The 15,391-nt window shown below is 72.9% G+C and carries 18 protein-coding genes; 14 read left to right on the top strand and 4 right to left on the bottom strand.

Annotated elements, in window-relative coordinates; genetic code table 11:
- Position 1: 1 nt before the first annotated feature.
- The 5 genes from AB0H75_RS47795 to AB0H75_RS47775 are packed head-to-tail and all read left to right on the top strand — an operon-like array spanning position 2 to position 4,626.
- A complete protein-coding gene (locus AB0H75_RS47795; RefSeq protein WP_367808282.1) occupies positions 2–1,021 on the top strand; it encodes an acyl-CoA dehydrogenase family protein in 1,020 nt (339 codons plus the stop codon).
- On the top strand, positions 1,021–2,175 hold the full coding sequence (locus AB0H75_RS47790) for an acyl-CoA dehydrogenase family protein (protein ID WP_367808280.1): 1,155 nt from the start codon (positions 1,021–1,023) through the stop codon (positions 2,173–2,175). The genes AB0H75_RS47795 and AB0H75_RS47790 overlap by 1 nt, the downstream gene beginning before the upstream one ends.
- On the top strand, positions 2,172–3,080 hold the full coding sequence (locus tag AB0H75_RS47785; RefSeq protein ID WP_367808278.1) for a bifunctional MaoC family dehydratase N-terminal/OB-fold nucleic acid binding domain-containing protein: 909 nt from the start codon (positions 2,172–2,174) through the stop codon (positions 3,078–3,080). Before AB0H75_RS47790 ends, AB0H75_RS47785 begins: the two co-directional genes overlap by 4 nt.
- Positions 3,077–3,466 (top strand): MaoC family dehydratase, encoded by a 390-nt coding sequence (locus tag AB0H75_RS47780; protein WP_367808276.1) that lies wholly within the window; start codon positions 3,077–3,079, stop codon positions 3,464–3,466. The genes AB0H75_RS47785 and AB0H75_RS47780 overlap by 4 nt, the downstream gene beginning before the upstream one ends.
- The gene (locus AB0H75_RS47775; RefSeq protein WP_367808274.1) at positions 3,460–4,626 is read left to right on the top strand and encodes a lipid-transfer protein; all 1,167 of its coding nucleotides are present in this window, start codon (positions 3,460–3,462) and stop codon (positions 4,624–4,626) included. Before AB0H75_RS47780 ends, AB0H75_RS47775 begins: the two co-directional genes overlap by 7 nt.
- On the opposite strand, the gene AB0H75_RS47770 is transcribed toward AB0H75_RS47775, so the two are convergent.
- Complete coding sequence (locus AB0H75_RS47770) at positions 4,623–5,081, bottom strand: carboxymuconolactone decarboxylase family protein (RefSeq protein ID WP_367808272.1); 459 nt, start codon at positions 5,079–5,081, stop codon at positions 4,623–4,625. The genes AB0H75_RS47775 and AB0H75_RS47770 overlap by 4 nt on opposite strands.
- A gap of 72 nt (positions 5,082–5,153) precedes the next feature.
- Here AB0H75_RS47770 and AB0H75_RS47765 point away from each other — a divergent pair, with 72 nt between their 5' ends.
- Positions 5,154–6,032, top strand: coding sequence for a sigma-70 family RNA polymerase sigma factor (locus AB0H75_RS47765; protein ID WP_367808270.1), 879 nt, complete (start codon positions 5,154–5,156; stop codon positions 6,030–6,032).
- 180 nt (positions 6,033–6,212) lie between these two features.
- Here the strand turns inward: AB0H75_RS47765 and AB0H75_RS47760 are convergent, their stop codons facing one another.
- Complete coding sequence (locus tag AB0H75_RS47760; RefSeq protein WP_367808268.1) at positions 6,213–6,575, bottom strand: MerR family transcriptional regulator; 363 nt, start codon at positions 6,573–6,575, stop codon at positions 6,213–6,215.
- A gap of 91 nt (positions 6,576–6,666) precedes the next feature.
- Here AB0H75_RS47760 and AB0H75_RS47755 point away from each other — a divergent pair, with 91 nt between their 5' ends.
- Together AB0H75_RS47755 and AB0H75_RS47750 are read left to right on the top strand one after the other, a co-directional pair.
- Entirely contained in the window at positions 6,667–7,365 is a 699-nt protein-coding gene (locus tag AB0H75_RS47755; RefSeq protein WP_367808266.1) for an SDR family oxidoreductase, read from the top strand.
- Between the two features lie 33 nt (positions 7,366–7,398).
- Positions 7,399–8,301, top strand: coding sequence for a MerR family transcriptional regulator (locus AB0H75_RS47750; RefSeq protein WP_367808264.1), 903 nt, complete (start codon positions 7,399–7,401; stop codon positions 8,299–8,301).
- Here AB0H75_RS47750 and AB0H75_RS47745 read toward each other — a convergent pair.
- Complete coding sequence (locus tag AB0H75_RS47745) at positions 8,270–8,890, bottom strand: TetR/AcrR family transcriptional regulator (RefSeq protein ID WP_367808262.1); 621 nt, start codon at positions 8,888–8,890, stop codon at positions 8,270–8,272. The genes AB0H75_RS47750 and AB0H75_RS47745 overlap by 32 nt on opposite strands.
- A 53-nt stretch (positions 8,891–8,943) precedes the next feature.
- Between AB0H75_RS47745 and AB0H75_RS47740 the strand changes: the two genes are divergently transcribed.
- Positions 8,944–9,588, top strand: coding sequence for an O-methyltransferase (locus tag AB0H75_RS47740; protein WP_367808260.1), 645 nt, complete (start codon positions 8,944–8,946; stop codon positions 9,586–9,588).
- Positions 9,589–9,664: 76 nt separating this feature from the next.
- Here the strand turns inward: AB0H75_RS47740 and AB0H75_RS47735 are convergent, their stop codons facing one another.
- Positions 9,665–11,212, bottom strand: a complete 1,548-nt coding sequence (locus AB0H75_RS47735) for a hypothetical protein (RefSeq protein WP_367808258.1) — start codon at positions 11,210–11,212, stop codon at positions 9,665–9,667.
- A 262-nt stretch (positions 11,213–11,474) separates the two neighbouring features.
- Between AB0H75_RS47735 and AB0H75_RS47730 the strand changes: the two genes are divergently transcribed.
- The 5 genes from AB0H75_RS47730 to AB0H75_RS47710 are packed head-to-tail and all read left to right on the top strand — an operon-like array spanning position 11,475 to position 15,378.
- Positions 11,475–12,533 (top strand): ABC transporter ATP-binding protein, encoded by a 1,059-nt coding sequence (locus tag AB0H75_RS47730; protein WP_367808256.1) that lies wholly within the window; start codon positions 11,475–11,477, stop codon positions 12,531–12,533.
- Complete coding sequence (locus tag AB0H75_RS47725) at positions 12,526–13,206, top strand: ABC transporter permease (RefSeq protein WP_367808254.1); 681 nt, start codon at positions 12,526–12,528, stop codon at positions 13,204–13,206. Before AB0H75_RS47730 ends, AB0H75_RS47725 begins: the two co-directional genes overlap by 8 nt.
- Entirely contained in the window at positions 13,203–13,895 is a 693-nt protein-coding gene (locus AB0H75_RS47720; RefSeq protein ID WP_367808252.1) for an ABC transporter permease, read from the top strand. The genes AB0H75_RS47725 and AB0H75_RS47720 overlap by 4 nt, the downstream gene beginning before the upstream one ends.
- A 37-nt stretch (positions 13,896–13,932) precedes the next feature.
- Positions 13,933–14,871 carry an ABC transporter substrate-binding protein gene (locus AB0H75_RS47715; protein ID WP_367808250.1) on the top strand — a complete coding sequence of 313 codons (939 nt, stop codon included), beginning with the start codon at positions 13,933–13,935 and terminating at the stop codon, positions 14,869–14,871.
- A 30-nt stretch (positions 14,872–14,901) separates the two neighbouring features.
- Complete coding sequence (locus tag AB0H75_RS47710; RefSeq protein WP_367808248.1) at positions 14,902–15,378, top strand: flavin reductase family protein; 477 nt, start codon at positions 14,902–14,904, stop codon at positions 15,376–15,378.
- Positions 15,379–15,391: the final 13 nt, after the last annotated feature.

The following is a 15,391-nucleotide window of genomic DNA, read 5'->3' as shown; positions in this document are numbered from 1 at the left end:
CGTGGATTTCAACCTGGACGAGACCCAGCAGGACGTGCGGAGGCTGGCGACCGACGTGCTGGCCAAGGAGGCGGGCGACGGAGCGGCGGGGAAGGCGGGCGACGGGACGGGCGACAGGGCGGCCGAGGAGCGGCTGCGCCGGGCCGGGCTGCTGAGCCTGTGCGTGCCGGAGGCGGCGGGCGGCGCCGGCCTCGGGCCGGTCGAGATGGCCGTGGTGCTGCGCGAGGTGGGCGCCAGGGCGGCGGCGGTCCCCGCGCTGCCCGTGCTCGCGAGCACGCTGGCCCTGGCCCGCCACGGCAGCCCCGAGCAGCAGCGACGCCACGCCGGCGGCCTCGCGACGGCGGTGCGTGAGCCGGGCGGGGCCCTGGCCGACCCGCCGCGCACGGCCGCCCGCAGGGACGGCGACGGCTGGAGGCTGACCGGCCGCAAGACGGGCGTGCTCCACCCGGGCCCGGCCCTGGTGACCGCCGACGAGGGCCTGTTCCTGGTGGAGGCCCCGGCGGCGGCCCCCGAGTACACCTCGACCGGCGAGCCCGCCGCCACGCTCACGCTCGACGGCATCCCGGCCGAGCGGGTGGCCGGCCCCGAGGCCGCCGCCGACGCCCGGCGGCTGTACACTGCCGCGATCGCCGCGCAGGCGAGCGGCGTGCTGGCCGGCGCGCTGGAGCTGACCACCGGCTACATCAGGACCAGGAGGCAGTTCGGCCGGGCGCTGGCCGAGTTCCAGGCCGTGACCATGCAGATCGCCGACGTCTACATCGCCGGCCGGGCGCTGGACGTGGCCATGTGGTCGGCGGTGTGGCGGCTCGGCGCCGGCCTGCCCGCCGAGGAGGACCTGGCGCTGGCCGCCTACCACGCCGCCGAGGCCGTCAAGGCCCTGCACACCTGCCAGCACCTGCACGGCGGCCTCGGCCTCGACGTCACCTACCCGCTGCACCGCTACTTCGCCCAGGCCAAGCACCTGTCCCACCTGCTCGGCGGCGCCGACGCCCAGCTCGACCTGATCGGAGCGCTCGTCTGATGCTCATCGACCTGACCCGGGAGCAGCGCGGGCTCCGCGACGAGCTGCGCGCGTACTTCAAGGACTGCCTGTCCGAGGAGGACCGGCGGAAGATCGCCGAGGACCCGTTCGGGGACGCGTACATGGAGCACTGCCGCCGCCTCGGCCGCGACGGCAAGCTCGGCCTCGGCTGGCCTCGTGAGTACGGCGGCGCCGGCTACGGCCCCCTGGAGCAGCAGATCTTCGCCAACGAGATCGCCCGCGCCGGCGTCCCGTACCCGATCATCACGGTGCAGACGGTGGGCCCGACGCTCATGCAGTACGGCACCGAGGAGCAGAAGGACTTCTTCCTGCCGCGCATCCTGGCCGGGGAGTGCCACTTCGCGATCGGCTACAGCGAGCCCGAGGCCGGCACGGACCTGGCGTCCCTGCGGACCACGGCGGTGCTCGACGGCGACCACTACGTCGTCAACGGCCAGAAGATCTTCACCAGCGGCGCCCACTACGCCCAGTACATCTGGCTGGCCGCCCGGACGAACCCCGAGGCCAGGAAGCACAAGGGCATCACCATGATGATCGCCTCCACCGACGACCCCGGCTTCTCCTGGACCCCGATCGTCACCATGGACGGCCGCCACCACACCAACGCCACCTACTACTCCGACGTCCGCGTCCCGGTGAGCATGGTGGTCGGCGAGGTGGACAAGGGCTGGGACCTGATCGTCAACCAGCTCAACCACGAGCGGGTGACGCTCGGCCCGGCCGGCAACATCGGCCAGACCTACGACCGCTTCCTCGCCTGGGCCCGCCGCACCGGCCTGGTGGACCATCCGGACGTGCGCCGCGCCCTCGCCCGCGTCCTGGTGGCGCTGCGGACGAACGAGCTGCTCAACTGGCAGGTCGCCGCCAACATGGACCTCGGCTGGCTGGGCGCCCCCGACGCCTCGGCCACCAAGATCTACGGTTCGGAGCGCATGCAGGAGGTCGGCAGGATCGTCGCCGACGTGCTGGCCCGCCACGGCGATCCCGCCGACCCCGGGACGGCCGAGCTGATCGAGCGCACCGACGTCGGGGCCAAGGGCGCGGTGGTGCTGACCTTCGGCGGCGGCGTCAACGAGGTGCAACGGGAGCTGATCGCGATGCTCGGCCTGAACCTGCCGAGGCCGCCCAGATGAGGGCGCCCACCGACGACGAGCTGCGCGAGCTGGCGGCGAAGCAGGCCGCCCTGGGCGAGCTGCGCGGCACCCCGGCCGCCGACCCGGTGAACGCCCCCATGATCCGCCACTGGCTCGCCGCCATGGGCGACCGGAACCCCGCCTACCTGGAGCGGGGCCTCGCCCCGCCCGCGATGGCCCAGGTGTGGACCATGCCGGGCCTGAGCACCGCCCCCAAGGACCCCTCCCCGGTGGACGACCTCATGGCCGCGCTCGACGCCGCCGGCTACACCGGCGTCGTGGCGACCAACTGCGAGCAGACCTACCACCGCTACGCCCGCGTGGGCGAGCACCTGACCCCCGCCACCCGCTTCACCGACCTGGCGGGCCCCAAGCGGACCGCCCTCGGCGTCGGCTTCTTCGCCACCTGGACCGTCACCTGGTACGCCGACGACGGCGACCCGGTGGCCGGGATGCTCTTCCGCGTCCTGAAGTTCCGCCCCCGGGAGAAGGAGCCGGCCCGCACGCCCTATCCGCTGCGGCCGGCGGTCAACCAGGACACCGCGTTCTTCTGGGAGGGCGCGCGCCGGGGCGAGCTGCGCGTGCAGAGCTGCGCCGACTGCGGCCTGCTGCGCCACCCGCCGGGACCGCTGTGCCCGCAGTGCCGCTCGGCGAACCGCTCGTACGCCGTCGCGAGCGGCCGCGGCACCCTCTACAGCTACGTCGTGCACCACCATCCGCCGGTGCCCGGGCGGGAGACGCCGTTCGTGGTGGGCGTGGTGGAGCTGCCGGAGGGCGTGCGGATCGTGGGCAACGTCGTGGACTGCCCGATCGAGGAGGTGGAGGTCGGCATGCCGGTGCGCGTGACGTACCGCCCGATGGACGACGAGCTCGTCCTGCCGATGTGGACCCCGGAGGAGCCGTGAGCGAGGCGCTGCCCGAGCTGTCGATCGACCTCACGCCCACCGTGGTCATCGCCACGGCCCTGGCCACCAGGGACTACACGCCGGTCCACCACGACCCCGGGCTGGCCCGCGCCCAGGGCTCCAAGGACATCTTCCTCAACATCCTGACCACGATGGGCCTGGTCGAGCGGTACGTCACCGACTGGGCGGGCCCGGCGGCCGTCATCAGGCGCATCGACGTGCGGCTGGGCGTCCCGGCGTACGCGGGGGACCGGCTGAGCTTCAACGGCAGCGTCGTCTCGCGCGCGGGCGGCGAGCTGACGGTCGAGGTGCGCGGCCGGGTCAGCCTGGGCGACCACGCGACCGGCACCGTCGTCCTGACCCTGGGGGAGGAGAGCGCATGCTGAGCGGACGGACCGCCGTCGCCGGGATCGGCGCCACCGAGTTCAGCAAGAACTCCGGGCGCTCGGAGCTGCGGCTGGCCGCCGAGGCCGTGCTGGCGGCGCTGGACGACGCCGGGCTGTCCCCGGCTGACGTGGACGGCCTGGTGACCTTCAGCCAGGACGCCAACCAGGAGATCGCCGTCGCCCGCGAGATCGGCGCCCAGGACCTGACGTTCTTCTCGCGGGTCGAGTACGGCGGCGGCGCGGCGTGCGGCACCGTCGCGCACGCGGCCATGGCCGTGGCCACCGGGGCGGCCCGCACGGTGGTCTGCTACCGCGCCTTCAACGAGCGCTCCGGCCGCCGCTTCGGCCAGCCGAACGCCGGACTCGGCGGCGAGCCCACCTCGCAGGGGCTGGAGATGAGCTGGCACGTGCCGTACGGGCTGATGACCCCCGCGGCCTGGGTCGCCATGTTCGCCCGCCGGTACATGCACGCCTACGGCGCGACGTCGGAGGACTTCGGCCGGGTCGCCGTGGCCATGCGCCGGCACGCCGCCACCAACCCGGCCGCCTGGTTCCACGGCCGGCCCATCACGCTGGAGGAGCACCAGGCGTCGCGGTGGATCGTGGAGCCGCTGCACCTGCTCGACTGCTGCCAGGAGAGCGACGGCGCGGTGGCCCTGGTGGTGACCTCGGCCGAGCGCGCCCGCGACCTGCGCAGGTCGCCCGCGGTCATCACGGCCGCCGCCCAGGGCTCGGCGGCCGGCCAGATGATGATGACCAGCTACTACCGGGACGACATGAGCGGCCTGCCCGAGATGTCGGTCGTCGGCCGGCGGCTGTGGGAGATGTCCGGCCTGTCCCCGTCCGACATCCGGACGGCCATCCTGTACGACCACTTCACCCCGTTCGTCCTGGCCCAGCTTGAGGAGCTGGGCTTCTGCGGGCGCGGCGAGGCACCCGGCCTGATCAAGGACGGCGGGATCGAGCTGGACGGCCGCCTCCCGGTCAACCCGCACGGCGGGCAGCTCGGGGAGGCGTACATCCACGGCATGAACGGCATCGCCGAGGCGGTCCGCCAGATCCGCGGCACCGCCGCCAACCAGCTCGGCGGCGTCGCCCACGTCCTGGTCACGGCGGGCACCGGCGTCCCGACGAGCGGGCTGGTCCTGTCGGCGGACTAGGGCTTCCACGCGCCCGCGACCTGGCGGGTGGCGGCGTTGAGGCGGTTCCAGACGTTGATGGAGGCGATCGCCATGACGAGGGCGCCGAGCTGCTTCTCGTCGAAGTGGTCGGCGGCTTCGCTCCAGACCTCGTCGGAGACCGCCTCCGGCCGGTCGGCCAGCCGGGTGACGGCCTCGGTGAGCGCCAGCGCGGCGCGCTCCTCGTCGGTGAAGTAGGGCGCGTCCCGCCAGCCGGCCAGCGTCCACAGCCGCTCGTCGCTCTCGCCGTTCTTCTTCATGTCCCGGGCGTGCATCTCCAGGCACACGCCGCAGCCGTTGATCTGGCTGGCGCGCGTGTAGACCAGGTCGAGCAGGCCCGCCGGCAGGCCGGCGTCGTGGACGCTCTTGCCGAGGGCCTGCAACGCCTGCATGGCGCCGGGGACGACGAACGCGGGGTTGCCCATGCGTGCTTCCATGGTGTTCTCCATTGCTTCCGGGCGATTCGGTCGGTCACCGCTATGAACCCTCAGCGATGGAGAATGTGACCGATGAACGACAAAAATGAGCTGACCACCGTCTTCGAGGCACATCGCGACCATCTGCGCGCGGTCGCGTACCGGATGCTGGGCTCGCTCAGCGAGGCCGAGGACGCCGTGCAGGAGACGTGGCTGCGGCTGGAGCGCACCGACACCGGCGACGTGCGGAACATGGGCGGCTGGCTCACCACGGTCGTGGGCCGGGTCTGCCTCAACCTGCTCCGCTCGCGCCGCACCCGTGGCGAGGAGCCGCTCGAACCCCTGGAGCCGCGCATGCCCGACCCGGTGGTGACCTCCGCCGAAGGCATGGACCCCGAGCGCGAGGCGCTGCTGGCCGACTCCGTGGGGCTGGCGCTGCTGGTCGTGCTCCAGACGCTGGAGCCGGCCGAGCGGCTGGCGTTCGTGCTGCACGACATGTTCGCCGTGCCGTTCGAGGAGATCGCCCCCGTCGTCGAGCGCACCCCGGCCGCGACCCGGCAGCTCGCCAGCCGCGCCCGCCGCCGGGTGCAGGGGGCCACGGTCGCGCCGGACGCGGACCTGGCGCGGCAGCGCGAGGTCGTGGACGCCTTCATGGCCGCCTCGCGGGCCGGGGACTTCGACGCCCTGGTCGCGGTGCTGGACCCGGACATCGTCCTGCGGGCCGACCAGGGCGGGTCGCCGCGGAGCTGGCTGGAGGTGCGCGGGGCGCTGGAGGTGGCCGGACGGGCGTTCATGTTCCGGCGCTTCGCCGCGTACGCGCGGCCGGTGCTGGTCAACGGCGTCTCCGGCGTGCTCACCGAGATGGACGGCCGGGTGAGGTCGCTCATGGCGTTCACCGTGGCCGGCGGCAGGGTGGTCGCGATCGACATCCTCGCCGACGAGGAACGCCTGGCCGAGCTCAAGACCGCCTGACGCACCCGGCCCCGACCCGTCCGGGCAGCCGTTTCATGACGAGCCGGTGTCATGCTCGTGCCGGTCACGGTCACGGTCACGGTCACGGCCACCCAGCGCCGTCGCAACCGGATGAGCGCGGCGACTCTCCCGATGAGAGCTGATCACGCTGGTAGTTCCACGCCGGTGGCCGGCCGGGCTTCACCTGGGGCAGGTTCGCCCCTCGTAGGCGGAGGCGGCGTCGATCATCGAGGCGAGCCGGTCGCGGGTCCTGATCAGGTCGTCGATCCGCCCCTCGATGCGCCGCCGTTCGGCTCGCAGCCGCTCCAGCAGCTCGGGCGTCACCTCGCCGGTCACCACGCACGGCATCAGCGGCTCGATCGAGCGGCTCGGCAGCCCGGCCGCGAAGAGGTGCTGGATCATCCGCACCCGGTCCACCGCGTTCTCGGAATACACGCGCTGCCCGCTGGGGGTGCGCTCCGGGACGAGCAGCCGCTGCTCCTCGTAGTAACGCAGCGCGCGCACGCTCACCCCGGTCCTGGCGGCCAGCTCGCCGATCCTCATGAGTGACCCTCCTCACAACACTTGCCTCTGACGTCAACGTGAGGTTTTAGCGTATCCGCGTACCCCTCACTCATTACTTCGGAGGACAACCATGAACATCTCCGGCTCCGTCGCTCTCGTCACCGGCGCCAACCGCGGCCTCGGCCGTCACTTCGCCCAGCAACTGCTGGAGCGGGGCGCGAAGAAGGTGTACGCGACCGCGCGCAACCCGGAGCGCGTCGACCTGCCCGGTGTGGAGCCGCTGCGGCTCGACATCACCGACCCGGCCTCCGTGGCCGCGGCGGCCGCGGCCGCGGGCGACGTGACCCTGCTGATCAACAACGCCGGCATCTCCACCTATTCGAACCTCGTCACGGGCGACCTGGACAAGATCCGCCTGGAGATGGACACCCACTTCTACGGCACGCTGAGCATGGTCCGCGCCTTCGCCCCCGTCCTGGCGGCGGGCGGTGGCGGCGCGATCGTGAACGTGCTGTCCGCGCTGTCCTGGTTCGCCTACGACGGCGCCAACGCCTACGCCGCCGCGAAGGCCGCCGCCTGGAGCCTGACCAACGGGGTGCGCCTGGAGCTGCGCGGCCAGGGCACGCAGGTCACCGGCGTGCACCTGGGCGCCGCCGCCACCGACATGATGGCCGGCTACGAGGGCGACCTGCTCGACCCGGCCGACGTCGTGCGGGCGGCGCTCGACGGGGCCGAGGCCGGCGCGTACGAGGTCGTGGTGGACGAGTGGTCCGCGCACGTCAAGGCGTCGCTGGCCGGCGACCCGCGCGCGTTCTACGACGCCGCTTGAGTCTCCAGCAGGGGGAGGCGCCAGAGTGGGCGCATGGACGGGGACACGCTCTGCTCGATCGGTGACCTGGCCCGGCGCACCGGGCTGACGGTCAAGACCATCAGGTTCTACTCCGACGCGGGGATCGTGCCGCCCACCCGCCGTAGCCCGGCCGGCTACCGCCTGTACGACCCCGCCGCCGCGGCCCGCTTGGAGCTCGTGCGCACGCTGCGCGACCTCGGGCTCGACCTGCCCACGATCCGCCGGGTCGTGGACCGCGAGTCGTCGCTGCCCGAGGTCGCGGCGGCGCACGCCGAGGCCCTGGAGGTGCGGATCCGCACCCTGCGCCTGCGGCAGGCCGTGCTGCGGGCGGTGGCCAGGCGCGGCTCGACCCCGGAGGAGATGGAACTGATGCACGAGCTCGCCACGCTGTCGGAAACCGGACGGCGCCACCTGGTCGGCGACTTCCTCGCCGCCGCGTTCGGCGGTCCGGACGGCGATCCCGCGTACGCGGGGGCGAAGGTGTCGATGACGCCCGAACTGCCGGACGATCCGGAGCCCGAGCAGGTCGCGGCCTGGGTCGAGCTGGCGGAGCTGTCGCGCGACCCGGGCTTGCGGGCCGCGCTGCGCCGGATGATCGAGCGGCACGCCGCCGACCGGGCGGGAGAGCCCGGCATCCGGCCCGATGCCGCCGCCCTGGCGCGTGACCTGGCCGCCCCCGCGCTGGCGGCCGGCGTCGATCCGGCGGGGCCCGAGGCCGAGCCGTACGTCGCGGCGCTCCTCGCCGCCTCCGGCCTGGACCGGGCCGGGCTGATCGACCGGCTGGAGGCGGCCGGCGACCCGCGCAGGGAGCGGTACCTGCGCCTGCTCGCGGTGATCAACGGCTGGCCGCCGCCGGAGAGCCTGACGCCGGCGCTCACCTGGTTCAGCCGGGCCCTGCGGGCCCACGCTGGTTGAGCACGCGGTCCAGGAAGTCGCGCGCGAGCCGGTCGGTGTAGTCGTGCCCGACCGGCTCGTCGGTGACCAGGATCCGGTAGTAGAGCGGCCCCACGAGGCGGTCGGTCTCGGCCGCCACATCGATCCCGGCGGGCAGCTCCCCTCGCGCCACCGCCCGCTCCAGCGGCAGCCGGTCGCGCCGCCGCTGCTCGTCGAGGTAGCGGGCGCGGAAGCTCGCCCCGAAGGCCGGGTCGTGCTGGGCCTGGGCGATGAGCGCCTTGAACACGGCCCCGGTGTCGGTGGCGCTCAGCACGTGGGCGAGCTGGGCGAGGTAGGCGGGCAGGTCGAGGGCGAGCCGGCCGTGGTCGGGCGGCGTCAGCTCCTGGGCCAGGTCCTCGACGAACGCGTCGACGAGCACCGCCGTCTTGCCGCTCCACCACCGGTAGACGGTCTGCTTGGCGACCCCGGCGCGGGCCGCGATGCCCTCCATGGTGACGCCCGCGAACCCTTTCTCGGCCAGCAGGTCGTCGGCCGCCTGGAGCACCGCCCGCCGGGCCGCCTCGCTGCGCCCGTGCCGGTTGCCGTGGTGCCGCCGATCCGTGTCCGCCATGAGGTGAAGAATAGCGTTAGCGTAGACGCGACGTTGCGTCTAGTCTAGACGGCATGACACACACCAGCACACTCGCCGACCCCCGCGTGGCGGCGGCGCTCGACCGCATGTTCGCCGAGGCCGAGCGCGACGACTCCCGGCCGTACCCGGGCGCGGGCGGCACGATGACGGCCCAGGAGCAGGCCGACGCCGCCGCCGAGATCTACATGCCGATCTCCCCCGAAGGCGGCCGGCTGCTCTACACGTTGGTGCGGGCCGCCCGCCCCGCGACGGTGGTCGAGTTCGGCACCTCGTTCGGCATCTCGACCCTCTACCTGGCCTCCGCCGTGCGCGACAACGGCACGGGCCGCGTCGTCACCACCGAGCTGAGCAAGGACAAGATCGCCGCCGCGCGCCGCACGTTCGCCGAGACCGGCCTGGACGACGTGATCACCGTCCTGGAGGGCGACGCCCGCGAAACGCTCGCCGGGCTGCCGGAGCCGGCCGGGTTCGTGCTGCTCGACGGCTGGAAGGACCTCTACCTGCCGGTGCTGCGCCTGCTGGAGCCCCGCCTCGCCCCCGGCACGCTCGTCGCCGCCGACGACACCACCTTCGACAGCGTCCGGCCCTACCTCGACTACGTCCGCGACCCGGCCAACGGCTACGAGAGCGTCCCGTTCCCGGTGGAGGACGGCATCGAGATCAGCTGCCGTCTCTAGTCCCCAGTGACACTTGGCGACCGTAGAACTGCTGTGACCTGGCCGAACCATGATCGCGGAGTGTCACTGGAGCGTGCTAGGGGTTGAGGAAGTTGGGCACGGAGAAGAAGACGATCATCGCGATCACCACGCAGGCCAGGAAGCCGGCCAGCTCCCAGACCCAGTCGTAGTGGCGCTCCTTGCGGCGGCGCTTCTTGTCCGGGCGCGGCTTCAGCTCGGGGCGGCGCTTCGGGGCGGGGCGGGCGCGCACCGGGCGCGGGGCCAGGGCGTCCCCGGCCTTCCCCGCAGGCTCGTCCGCCGGTTCCTCCCAGGGGAGGGGCATGTGGTAGACCGGCTCGGTGGCGGGCCTGGCGCGCGGCTGGAACAGCGGGGCGCTCTCCTGCCGCGGCTCCTGCCGTGTTTCCTGCCGTGCCGGCGGGTGGTCGGGCTGGAGGGGGCGGGCCGGGCCCTTGTGCACCAGCACGTCCTCGGCGGGGGAGGGGTGCGAGCGGCGCGCCGGCCTGGGCCTGCGCGGCCCGTCCCGGTCCGGCGGCGGCGGGAACGCCGGCGGGGACGACGACGAGGAGAACGGCTGCGGGTCGCCGGGCAGCAGTACGTCGCCCGTCGCGTACGGCTCGGGGGAGTCCCTGGGCAGCAGCACGTCACCGGTCGCGAACGGCTGCGCGCCCTCCTCGGCCGGCGCGGCCATGAAGAACGGCCGCTCCTCCCGCCCCGGCCGCTCCACCCGCCCGGCGCGCGCGTCCCGCCCGGCGCGGTCGTCCCGGCGGGAGCGTCCGGCGTCGAAGGCGCCCAGCGGGTCCCTGAGGGGGCGGGCGAGGTCGGAAGGCGGGCTCAGCGGATCGCGGAGCTTGGGCATCGGAGCCGTCGTGGCCTCGTGCTCGGCCACTCGCGACGGCGACGGCGGCGTCAGCAGCTCCGCCGGGAAGATCACGGTGCTGGTCGCCGGGTCGGCCTCGGCCAGCGGCTGCGGCCACACCGGCGGGCTCGGCCAGCGCGGTTTGACGAACAGCGGCGCGGGCTGGGCCGCCCGCGAGCCGGCGAAGTGGATGCGCAGCGCGCCCGGCGGCTGCGGCCACGGCAGGCGGCCGAGGACGTCCCGCAGCGGCGCGACGCCGAGCGCCCCGTAGATGTCGGCGACGGGCTTGGGCACGCGGACGCCGGTCGAGGACAGCGCCGTCGCCAGGGTGTGCCGGAACCGGTGCCCGGCCTGCGCGGCCAGCTCCTCGGCGGTGTCGGGGGCGACGTCGAGCACCCAGGCCAGCTCGTTCCTGCTGAGCCCGCAGACAGTGCACAGCACCAGCACCTCGCGCTGGTGCGGGCGCAGCTCGCGCAGGGCGCGCTCGACGAGCGCGGTGGCCGGATCGATCAGGGGGTCCACGGTGGGCGGCGCGTAGACGACGTCGCGGCGGTGGATCTCGCGGCGGGCGAGCGCGTAGAGAGCGGCGCGGGACGGCTCCGCGCTCGCGGCGGGTACGGCGTTGAGCACCGCCAGCAGGACGTCGGAGGCGGAGCCGAGGTCGCCGAGCTGGTCGGCGCAGTACGCGAACAGCCCGGCGGCATGGCGGTCGTAGAGCTCTGCGATCAGTTCGGCACGGAGGCGCTGATCGGCGAGCGGCTGGGACACGGGACCGGATCCTCTTGCTGGGTGCGGACGCTGAGGGTGTGAGGGATGCGCGTCGGGAGATTGTGGAGGTAATCATGCCAACACTGACAGGTCCGGCGCACTACCAGATCCAGATTTAGGTAAATAAGCCTGGTCAGTGAAACGCTTAACCTTGGCCCGGGACGACACGCCCGCCGGCACCGCCGTAGTCTGTGGTCTCTGAGAGATCATGCGGCGGCCGTGGCACGGGGTCCGCGGCCCTGCCACGAGCGAGAGGTCACGCGTGATCACATTCGACGCTGTCACCAAACGCTATCCGGACGGCACGGTGGCGGTGGACGCCCTGAGTCTGGAGGCGCCCACCGGCGAGATCACCGTGCTCGTCGGTCCTTCGGGATGCGGGAAGACGACGTCGCTGCGGATGATCAACCGGATGATCGACGCGACGGAGGGCCGCATCCTCCTCGACGGCGAGCCGGTCCAGGACATCGACCCGCCGACGCTCCGGCGCGGCATCGGCTACGTCATCCAGCAGGCCGGCCTGTTCCCGCACCGCAAGATCGTGGACAACATCGCCACCGTCCCCTACCTGCTGGGATGGGACCGCAAGAAGGCCCGCTCGCGCGCCATGGAGCTGCTGGAGCGCGTGGGGCTCGACCCGTCGCTGGCCGGGCGGTACCCGTTCCAGCTCTCGGGCGGGCAGCAGCAGCGCGTGGGCGTGGCCCGCGCGCTCGCCGCCGACCCGCCCGTGCTGCTCATGGACGAGCCGTTCAGCGCGGTGGACCCGATCGTGCGCACGAGCCTGCAGGAGGAGCTGCTGCGGCTGCAGGCGGAGCTGCGCAAGACCATCGTCTTCGTCACCCACGACATCGACGAGGCCATCAAGCTCGGCGACCAGGTGGCGGTGCTGCGGGTGGGCGGCCGGCTGGCGCAGCTCGCCGATCCCAAGACGCTGCTGTCGGAGCCGGTCGACGACTTCGTGCGCGAGTTCCTGGGGCACGACCGGGGGATCCGGCGGCTGCAGTTCGTCCCCACGGACGGGCTGCGGCTGCGTACGGACCTGACCGTCGCGCAGGGGGCCGAGCGCGGCACGTCCGAGCCGTGGCTGCTGGTCGTGGACGGCGAGGGCCGCCCGGCCGGCTGGGCCTCGGGCGCGCGCCCCGGCGAGCTGGAGCGCTACGGGACGTTCGTCCCCGGGCGCGACTCGCTGCGGGCCGCGCTGGACGCGGCGCTGCTGTCGCCGTCCGGCTGCGCGGTGGCCGTGGACGAGCGGGGCAGGGTCGTCGGCGTGGCCACCAGGGAGACGCTGGACCAGGCGCTGGCGGAGGCCGCCGATGTCTGACGGCCCTCCCTCGATCTGGGAGTGGATCGGCCGCAACTGGGACACCGGCCGGGCCGACAGCATCAGGAGCCTGCTGACCGACCACCTCACGATGTCCCTGGTGCCGATCGTGCTCTCGCTCGTCCTGGCGCTGCCGCTGGGCCTGGCCTGCGTGCGCTGGCGCTGGCTCTACCAGCCCACGTCGGGCCTGATGAACGTGGTCTACGCGCTCCCGTCGCTGCCGGTCTTCATGTTGCTGATCTCGGTGACCGGGCTGTCGCAGACCACCGTGATCATCCCGCTCACCTTCTACGGCATGGCCGTGCTCATCCCGGCCGTGGTGGACGGGCTGCGCTCGGTGCCCGACCACGTGCGCCAGTCGGCCGTGGCGATGGGGTTCACGCCGCTGCGGCGGCTGCTGCGGGTGGAGCTGCCGATCGCGGTGCCGGTGGTGCTGGCCGGGCTGCGGGTGGTCGCGGTCTCCAGCATCAGCCTGGTCAGCGTGGGCGCGCTGATCGGTCAGGGCGGGCTCGGCGGGCTGTTCACCCGGGCCTACCAGAACCCGTTCATGCCGCCGGTGATCGTCGGCATCGTGCTGATCGTGGTGCTCGCGCTGGTCGCCGACGGCCTGCTCGTGCTGGCGCAGCGGCTGCTGACCCCCTGGGTCCGGGCGCGGAAGGGGCGGGCGACGTGAGCTGGCTGACATCCTTCTTCACCTGGCTGGGGGAGTTCTTCGGCAACCCCGAGAACTGGTCGGGCTCGGGGAGCATCCCCGTCCGGCTGCTGGAGCACCTGGAGTTCTCGGCGCTGGCGCTGGTGCTGGCCGCGCTCGTCGCGGTGCCGCTCGGGCTGCTCATCGGGCACACCGGGCGGGGCGAGGTGGTCGTGGTCGTCTCGGCCAACCTGGCCAGGGCGCTGCCGACGCTGGGGCTGCTGGTGATGTTCGTGCTGCTGCTGGGCTCGGCCTCGATCTGGCCGGTGATCATCCCGCTGGTGCTGCTGTCGGTGCCGCCGATCCTGGTCAACACGTTCGAGGGGATCAAGGGGGTCGATCCCGAGCTGCGGGACGCGGCGTACGGGATGGGGCTGCGCGGCGGGCAGGTGCTCACCCGGGTGCTGGTGCCGGTCGCGCTGCCGCTGATCCTGCTGGGCTGCCGGTTGTCGGCGATCCAGGTGGTCGCCACGACGACGGTGGCCGCCTACACCGGGCTGGGCGGGCTCGGTCGCTACGTCATCGACGGTTTCGCGACCAAGGATTACGCCAGTGTCGTCGGGGGTTCTGTACTGATTGTGCTGTTCGCGTTGGTGGTGCAGGTCCTGTTCGCGCTCGCGCAACGGGTGACGGTCTCACCCGGGGTGAGCCAGCGGCTGAAAGTCCGCTAATCTCCTGCATTACCTGCCGCTTTAGAAGGGAACTGAAATGAGACGCACGTACGGCATCGCGGGGGTGCTGATCTCGGCGGTGCTCGCACTGTCCGCCTGCGGCGGCGGCGGGTCCGGCAACGCGGGCAACCCGCTCGACTCCACGAGCGCGGCCCCCAGCGGCTCGGCCTCCGGCGGGAGCTCGGGCGGTGGCACGGCCGTCATCGGCTCCTTCGACTTCGACGAGAGCGTGCTGCTCGCCTCGATCTACGCCCAGGCGCTGGAGTCCAAGGGGGTCCAGGTCGAGGAGAAGTCGCGCATCGGCAGCCGTGAGGCGGTCTACGACCAGGTCAAGAGCGGTGGCCTGACCATCGTCCCCGAGTACAACGGCAACCTGCTCGCCTTCGTCGACCTCAAGAACACCGCCGCCACCACCGACGAGGTCAACGCGGCGCTGAAGGAGAAGCTGCCCGCCGAGCTGGAGGTCCTCGACTCCTCCCCGGCCGAGGACAAGGACAGCCTGTCCGTCACCAAGGACACCCAGACCAAGCAGTCGCTCACCAGCATGGAAGACCTCGCCAAGGTCTCCAAGACCATGACCGTGGGCGGGCCGCCGGAGTTCAAGAAGCGGTGGGAGGCCCGCTTCAAGGAGGTCTACGGCATCGAGTTCAAGGAGTGGAAGCCCACCGGCCCCACCACGGCCGACGCGCTCAAGGACGGCTCCATCCAGGTCGGCAACGTCTTCACCACCGACCCCAAGATGACCGCCAACAACCTGGTGCCGCTCCAGGACACCAAGAACGTCTTCCCGGCCCAGAACGTGACCCCGCTGCTCTACAAGTCCGGCGCGAACGACACCATCCGCACCACGCTCAACTCGGTGTCCGCCAAGCTGACCACCGAGTCGCTGCTGCAGATGATGCAGAAGATCAGCGTCAACAAGGACGAGCCCGCGACGGTCGCCAAGGAATGGCTGACCACCAACGGCCTGGCCTGACCCCCTTGTCCACGATCGGGCCCGTCGCCCATGAGTGAGTTCACGGAGGCGATGGCGCAGCTCGCGGGCGGGGTCGCCGTGGTGACCGTGCGGGACGGGCGCGACGACCTCGGCACCACGGTGTCGGCGCTCATGTCCGTCTCGCTGGAGCCCCCGCTCGTGCTGGTCAGCCTGGACAGCCGTGGCTACCTGAACGAGGTCCTGCTCCGGCAGGACCGCTGGGCCGCCTCCCTGCTGTCGGCGGGGCAGGCGGCCGTCGCCAGCCGCTTCGCCACGCCGGGCCGGCCCAGCGCCCGCCTGCTGGTGGCCGGGCTGCCGCACCACCGGGGCGAGCACACGCAGGCGCTGGTGGTGGAGGGCGGCGTGGCCGCGCTGGAGGCCGAGACCACGCAGGTGGTCCCGGCCGGCGACCACACCCTGTTCGTCGCGGCGGTCCTGGGCGTGCCCTACGTGGACCCGGCCCTCCAGCCGCTGGTCCGGCTGCGGGGCCGCTACCGGCCGGTCTGACGGCGGCCAGGGA

Source organism: Nonomuraea sp. NPDC050783 (assembly GCF_040802095.1).
Classification (GTDB): Bacteria; Actinomycetota; Actinomycetes; order Streptosporangiales; family Streptosporangiaceae; genus Nonomuraea.
This window is presented reverse-complemented; position numbering and strand designations above follow the sequence as displayed.

Bases quoted from the DNA above. Each gene is read 5' to 3' on its own strand.
- AB0H75_RS47755 (WP_367808266.1), top strand. From the start codon at position 6,667: ATGAACATCTCCGGCTCCGTCGCTCTCGTCACCGGCGCCAACCGCGGC.
- AB0H75_RS47715 (WP_367808250.1), top strand. From the start codon at position 13,933: ATGAGACGCACGTACGGCATCGCGGGGGTGCTGATCTCGGCGGTGCTC.
- AB0H75_RS47710 (WP_367808248.1), top strand. From the start codon at position 14,902: ATGAGTGAGTTCACGGAGGCGATGGCGCAGCTCGCGGGCGGGGTCGCC.
- AB0H75_RS47770 (WP_367808272.1), bottom strand. From the start codon at position 5,081: ATGGAAGCACGCATGGGCAACCCCGCGTTCGTCGTCCCCGGCGCCATG.
- AB0H75_RS47745 (WP_367808262.1), bottom strand. From the start codon at position 8,890: ATGGCGGACACGGATCGGCGGCACCACGGCAACCGGCACGGGCGCAGC.
- AB0H75_RS47725 (WP_367808254.1), top strand. From the start codon at position 12,526: ATGTCTGACGGCCCTCCCTCGATCTGGGAGTGGATCGGCCGCAACTGG.
- AB0H75_RS47790 (WP_367808280.1), top strand. From the start codon at position 1,021: ATGCTCATCGACCTGACCCGGGAGCAGCGCGGGCTCCGCGACGAGCTG.
- AB0H75_RS47740 (WP_367808260.1), top strand. From the start codon at position 8,944: ATGACACACACCAGCACACTCGCCGACCCCCGCGTGGCGGCGGCGCTC.
- AB0H75_RS47750 (WP_367808264.1), top strand. From the start codon at position 7,399: ATGGACGGGGACACGCTCTGCTCGATCGGTGACCTGGCCCGGCGCACC.
- AB0H75_RS47775 (WP_367808274.1), top strand. From the start codon at position 3,460: ATGCTGAGCGGACGGACCGCCGTCGCCGGGATCGGCGCCACCGAGTTC.
- AB0H75_RS47765 (WP_367808270.1), top strand. From the start codon at position 5,154: ATGAACGACAAAAATGAGCTGACCACCGTCTTCGAGGCACATCGCGAC.
- AB0H75_RS47760 (WP_367808268.1), bottom strand. From the start codon at position 6,575: ATGAGGATCGGCGAGCTGGCCGCCAGGACCGGGGTGAGCGTGCGCGCG.
- AB0H75_RS47785 (WP_367808278.1), top strand. From the start codon at position 2,172: ATGAGGGCGCCCACCGACGACGAGCTGCGCGAGCTGGCGGCGAAGCAG.